The 6,556-nt window shown below is 36.3% G+C and carries 6 protein-coding genes and 1 pseudogene; all 7 read right to left on the bottom strand.

From position 1 onward, the window contains the following. Positions 1-139: 139 nt before the first annotated feature. Positions 140-583, bottom strand: a complete 444-nt coding sequence (locus B9P78_RS08940) for a GatB/YqeY domain-containing protein (protein WP_094519101.1) — start codon at positions 581-583, stop codon at positions 140-142. A 31-nt stretch (positions 584-614) separates the two neighbouring features. Next, on the bottom strand, positions 615-788 hold the full coding sequence (rpsU, locus tag B9P78_RS08945) for a 30S ribosomal protein S21 (RefSeq protein ID WP_003142732.1): 174 nt from the start codon (positions 786-788) through the stop codon (positions 615-617). Positions 789-912: 124 nt separating this feature from the next. Further along, positions 913-1,665, bottom strand: a complete 753-nt coding sequence (locus B9P78_RS08950) for a formate/nitrite transporter family protein (RefSeq protein ID WP_094519102.1) — start codon at positions 1,663-1,665, stop codon at positions 913-915. 514 nt (positions 1,666-2,179) lie between these two features. Next, positions 2,180-3,417 (bottom strand): annotated as a pseudogene (gene codA / locus B9P78_RS08955) (cytosine deaminase). A 13-nt stretch (positions 3,418-3,430) separates the two neighbouring features. After that, the gene (codB, locus tag B9P78_RS08960) at positions 3,431-4,723 is read right to left on the bottom strand and encodes a cytosine permease (protein WP_094519103.1); all 1,293 of its coding nucleotides are present in this window, start codon (positions 4,721-4,723) and stop codon (positions 3,431-3,433) included. A 317-nt stretch (positions 4,724-5,040) separates the two neighbouring features. Next, complete coding sequence (locus tag B9P78_RS08965) at positions 5,041-5,463, bottom strand: Fur family transcriptional regulator (RefSeq protein WP_094519104.1); 423 nt, start codon at positions 5,461-5,463, stop codon at positions 5,041-5,043. A gap of 40 nt (positions 5,464-5,503) precedes the next feature. Then, the gene (locus tag B9P78_RS08970; protein ID WP_199445770.1) at positions 5,504-6,481 is read right to left on the bottom strand and encodes a VOC family protein; all 978 of its coding nucleotides are present in this window, start codon (positions 6,479-6,481) and stop codon (positions 5,504-5,506) included. Positions 6,482-6,556 lie beyond the last annotated feature (75 nt).

A 6,556-nucleotide genomic window follows, 5' to 3' on the forward strand; every position in this document is an offset into this window, starting at 1 on the left:
AAGGACAAAAAAGATAGTTCTTCTTTTATCAAATCTCATTTAAAATAAAAAAGAAACTCAAATCCATATAAAATGAATTTAAGTTTCTTGCTTAAATTAAGCTATCCACATTAAATGTCGAAGAGCCTTTTTTACTTAATTAGCTCAAGTATTTTTTTGCTACTGTTTGGATTGCATTACCATCAGCTTGGCCTTTGAATTTGGCTACCGCTGTCTGCATCACTTTACCAAAGTCTTTCATAGATGTAGCGCCAACTTCGTCAATGACTTGTTTAACACCTGCATCTAATTCTTCTTCTGATAATTGTTCAGGCAGATATTCAGTAATAATTGCAATTTCAGCAACCGCGTCATCTGCTAAATCACTATGGTCTGCTTGACGGAATTCTGCTTCCGACTCTTTTCGTTGCTTCAACTCACGAGCCAAAAGTTCAATTTCTTCTTCTTCAGACAAAGAGCTACCCTTGCTTATTTCAGCGTTTTGAACAGCTGATTTTAGCATGCGGATCACAGATAACTTAAATTTATCTTTAGCTTTCATGGCTACCTTCATATCGGTATTTAGTTGATCTAATAAAGCCATGATTCGCCTCCTTTATAGCAACACTCAACGATTAGAATTTACGTTTACGAGCAGCTTCAGATTTTTTCTTACGTTTTACTGAAGGTTTTTCGTAGAATTCACGTTTACGTGCTTCTTGTATTGTGCCAGATTTTGAAACTGAACGTTTGAAGCGACGAAGAGCGTCGTCAAGTGATTCGTTTTTACGAACTACAGTTTTTGACATGACATTTCCCTCCCCTCGTTACTACAAATCGTTCTTTCATACTTGAAAAAACGTTCTAGTGAATTATACGTCATTATGACTCGAAAGTCAAACATCTACTAAGGATATATTTAAACAAAAAAGATTAATTTCTGTTTAGATAGGTGTAGGAACCACCTACGAATAAAGCCCCTCCAATGATATTACCCAAACCAACAAATAGAAGATTTACTAGCATTTGTCCAAAGGTATTTATGCCAGCAAGTAGTCCTGCACTAAGTAAAAACATATTTGCTACGCTATGTTGTAGACCTAAGAATACAAAGACTGTAATGGGCACCCATAATAAGATGGCTTTGCTAGCATTATTTTTTGTAGAATTGGCTAACCATACCCCTAAACAGACCATTATGTTACAGAACATCCCAGAAACAATCATTTGAAGTGGACTACTGCTAATTTTGGATAGCACAACTGGCGCCAAGATGTTTTCCGCCAACAACGTTTTGGTAAAGCCTAAACCCTCACCGTAAACAAAGGCTAATAAAAAAGAACCAAGAAAATTACCGACAAACACCAAAGCCCAATTTTTTACTAACGCTGGAAAGGTAATTTTTTTTGCGAAAAAGGCCATTGCCACATCCATGCAATTACCCGTAAAAAGTTCTGCCCCCGCTACCAGCACTAAAGTTAAGCCTAATGGAAATAAACTTGCCCCGATTAATGAAGCATAATCGCCATCAGATACTGACAAAGTCTTTAAATACGCAATATAACCTATGCCAATATACACGCCAGCTAACATACTAGATACCAAGGTCTTCATTAGTCTATTTTTCGTTTTCTTTAACCCTTTTTCGGCAGTCACTGCAAATAGTTCACCTGCTAATAAATCCATACATCTTCTCCTTCTATTTTGTAAATATTCGACAATATGTAATAATATTATAGTACAAAAAAGAATATTTGGGGGTAAAATGTTTAATTTATTAACAAATATAACTTAAAACTGAATCAACGTTCGTTTTTTAAGATGCGATTGGGTTAGCAATGTTAGCGCCCTGTTTAAATTTATTTATGCGCCTAATTTGTAACTTGTGTCGCAAATAGTACCGCTCGCCCTCAACTAGTGCAACTATTTCGAGAAGTAATCTCTCGCATCCATTAAAAATGAGACTATCCTGAATAATAATAGGCAAAACTACAATGGAAGCGGGACCATTTTGAAGAATAGTCCCACATATGTTCAAAAAACGGGACTATTCAAAATAATAATTGCCCCTATAAATACTTTGCTCTCGATTTAACCAAGTTTCTCATTTTTCAAAAACAAAATGAAAAGGATGGGACCATTTTGTCCCATCCTTATTCGCTTAAAACTAATATTCCCACAAAAATCGAAGGAAAGTATTTTAGAATAATACTTCTTTTTCTTTAGGTGCTGTTTTCGCAATGACACGACCTTCACGAATATTGAATAAAACTTCTGAGCGTTGGTTTAATGCATTGTAGAAGTTATCATTGTTCATGATAATCAAATTTGCTGGTTTACCTAGTTCAATTCCGTAGCGATCTTGAATGTGCATTACTTTAGCAGCAGCATGTGTCGAAAATTGATAACTATTCATGATATCTTGATAGCCCATCAATTGACCTACGTGCAAGCCCATATGAATTACTTCTAATGGGTTGCCATCTCCAAGTGGGTGTACCATGGGTCAAAAACGTCATCGTGGCCAAATGCGACTGTATTTCCGTTTTCCATTAATTCCTTTACGCGAGTTAGTCCGCGACGTTTAGGATAAGTATCCATTCGTCCTTGTAGATGAATATTCACTAACGGATTCGCAACAAAATTAATATCAGACATCTTCAATAAACGCATTAATTTGTATACATAGGCATTGTTATAACTATGCATCGCCGTTGTATGTGAAGCAGTCACACGATCTTTCATACCTGTCTCGTATGCTAAAGTGGCAAGGGTTTCAAGGCCTCGTGATTGTTCATCATCAATTTCATCACAATGTACATCTACTAATTTATTATATTTTTCAGCTAGTCCAACGGCATAACGTAATGATTCAACACTGTATTCCCTGTTGAATTCGTAATGAGGAATTGCCCCGACAACATCGGCACCCATTTTGACAGCATCTTCAAGTAATTCTTTGCCATTTGGAAAAGAATGAATCCCTTCTTGAGGGAAAGCGGTAATTTGAATATCAATCGAATCTTTTAAATCTTCTTTTAATTCAAGCAAAGCTTCCATTGCCAAAAGTTTAGGATCCGTTGAATCTACATGAGTTCGGACAAATTGAATCCCGTTTGCTGCTTGCACCCGGACCAAACGATTAACGCGTTCTTTAATATCTTTTTTGGTTAAGGTTGCTTTACGTAAAGCCCAGGTTTCAATACCTTCAAAAAGCGTTCCAGATTCATTCCATTTTGGTTGACCAGCTGTTAGGGTCGTGTCTAGATGGATATGAGGCTCAATAAATGGCGGTAACGCTAACTTACTGCCCGCATCGATGACTTCTTCATCTGGGCGCGGTGCAATTGAATCTTCTATCGCAGTAAATACACCATCTTCAATTCGGATATCTTTCAAATCAGTGCTATTTTCGATAAATACATTTTTAATTAACATATAATCTGCCTCCTTATTTTGCTTTCTGAATCAAACTAGCGAATAGATACACTACAACCGTCATTACTAAACTATTAACACTTGCAATTCCCTGTTGATAAAAGGTACCGAATAAAATACCAATTACCAATGCTATTATCGCTTTGTAATCAATAGTATCAGAAAAAGATTGATCCTGATAATCTTTACGATGCATAAAATAGTGCACAATGATAATTCCTCCGATTGGTGGAATCATGGCACCTAAAAATGATAGGTAGGCAGTAAAGTTATTATATAAAAAGACTGAAAGTAATGTTGCCAATACACCCATCAAAACAGTAGATCTTTTAAAACTCATTTTAGACACACTAGAAAACGATAATCCAGCCGTATATAAAGAATTATTGTTGGTGGTCCAAATATTGAATCCCAAAGATAAAACACCGGGTATTGCCAATCCTTGCATAATCAGCACATCAAAAATATCTGCTTTACCAAACGCACCGGCACCAGACGCCCCAAATACAAACATTAAAGTATTACCAATAAAGAAAGCAATGCCCGTTGCAATAATTGTAGGCACAGCATTTTTGCCGTATCGGGTAAAGTTTGGTGTGGCTGTACCGCCAGAAATAAAGTTTCCGATTACGATACTAAGTGCAGTGGACATGGTTAAGGGTTTTGCTGGATTATCAGAAAATAAATGCGCAACCCCATCAACAGCATCGATCGATACATACGTTGAATATAAGCCTAAAATTAGGATAGCTGGAACAGCAATGGTCCCTAGCGCTGCAATCCCTTTTACACCGTGTAAGGTAGTCCATAGTACTAAAATACCGAAAATGGCTACTAACAAATACGGATTCATATTGAAATAATTTGCTACTGGTAGGGCAAACATCGCTAACCCAACACCTGTCCACCCCATCTGCGTAATACCAATCAAGAGTGAAGGTACGAATGACCCTTTTACACCAAAGGACTTCACTGCTAACGCATCCAATGAGAAACCTGTTTGTTGACCAATATATCCGAGTAATCCAGTATAAATGCATAGGAACAAGTTCCCAAGCACAACGGCAATGATAAAATCACGCATGTTTAAGCCTAAACCTAATTGCCCACCAGCAATCATACTTGGTGAAAAGAAGGTAAAACCCATCATGATCACAAACATCTGCCAAAATGTTTGTGTGCGTGATGAAACGGCTACAAAATGACTGGATGCATCTACTTGTTCAACACCCCTTTCATTGGCTGAATCACCTGAATTCACCGCAATTTTCCCATCTACTTGATTCTTTTCCCTAAAATTATCCATAATAAAAAACCTCCTATTTGTATGTATTTCGAATCCCTAGATAGAGACGCCTAACCATACAAGGAGGTCCTTGTTGTTATTAACGTGAACTCTATCTTTTTCACCTCTCAGGATGAAATTAAAGATATTCGCTACTTTTAGTATAGGATATAGGTAATTCATTTGTAAAGGTCTATTTAAAATTATTTTATACAAAAACAGAGCGAAATTAACCCTCGACTAATATTTAAGATACACAAAAAACGTAATTACCACCCTTACCATTATCAATACTGATAACAGAATAGATAGAAAATTACGTTTTTTGTAGTATTTTTTTATACTTGGCAATCTGCACACAAACCTTGCAGTTCTATAGTGTGATTGATAATTTGGCAGCCAGGTAATTGGTCTTGAAAAAATGAAACGGGACAGGATTGGATGGCTTGTGTTTTACCACAATTCATACAAATAAAATGGTGATGATGTCCCATATTTGGATTGCAATGCTTTCTAAAAACCATTTCGCCACTTATTTCTGAAGTTTCCAAGAAATGGTATTCTTCAAATAATTTTAAATTCCGGTAAATCGTGTCGAAGGAAATACCTGGATACTGTGTTTCTAAACGTTGTTGAATTTCTTTTGCATTTAAGAAGTAATCCCCTTCTTGATCAAAAACATTCAACATATCTGCCCTTTTTTTTGTATATTTATAGCCGGCTTCATGTAGGACTTGCATGGATTTATCTACAAAACTCATAGTAATCACTCCAATTCCAACCTATTCTAACACGTATTGATTACGATTTAAAGCCATAATCATTTGGTTGGCTTGTGTCGAACATTTTTATTTCAGCTTCAATGCTTGCGCGTTTACTTTCTAAGAATGGTGGTAATGATAAGGATTCACCCAATGTCTCATAAGGTTCATCACCCATAAAGCCAGGACCATCAGTAGATAATTCAATTAAGATATCACCAATACGTGCATATAACGCTTCGAAGAAGAAGCGGTCAACAAGACCAGAGTTTGGAATACCAATTTCACTATATTTATCAAACCATGCTGCAATGGCTTCATGATCAGCGACACGGAATGAAACATGGTGTACTTCACCAAAACCTTGAAGACCGCGTCCTGAAACGATGTCTTTACGTAAAATCACTTCACCACCGTTACCGCCTTCACCTACTTCGAATAATGCTTCTTGACCATCGTCAGATACTTTTTCCATACCATATACTTGTTCCAGAATTTGGGCAAAATCATCATAGTAAGATACTGTGATTTCAATAGGTCCTAACCCATAAATGGCTTTATCTTCTGGTACTGGGCCGTTTTTCCATGCTTTACAAGGTGCAACTCCTTTATTGTTTTCATCTGAGAAAATTTGTAAACGTTGGCCGTCAAAATCTTCAAAGCGTAGTACTTTTTTACCGTAAATTTCACGAATCGCTTCTGTTTTAACCCCAAAATCTTTTAATCTTGCTTCGTAGTATTCAAGGGCTGCATCATTTGGTACGCGTAAACCAATTCGAGAAATTGAATTTGTACCATAGTAACCGCTTGGCACCCCTGGGAAATCAAAGAAAGTTAAATCAGTACCTGCGTTACCTTCATCATCAGCAAAGAAAGTATGATAAGTATGAATATCATCTTGGTTTACTGTTTTTTTCACTAAACGCATACCCAATACACCTGCGTAAAATTGATAATTTTTCTCTGCATTTGATGTGATTGCTGTTACGTGATGAATACCTAATAAGTCCATTGACATAATAATCGCTCCTTTAAATTTGTTTTGTCTAATATTTATTTTTTATATTTCGAATTCTAATATAGTATAGCTAAT

It is taken from the genome of Aerococcus sp. 1KP-2016, from assembly GCF_002252085.1.
Lineage (GTDB): Bacteria > Bacillota > Bacilli > Lactobacillales > Aerococcaceae > Aerococcus.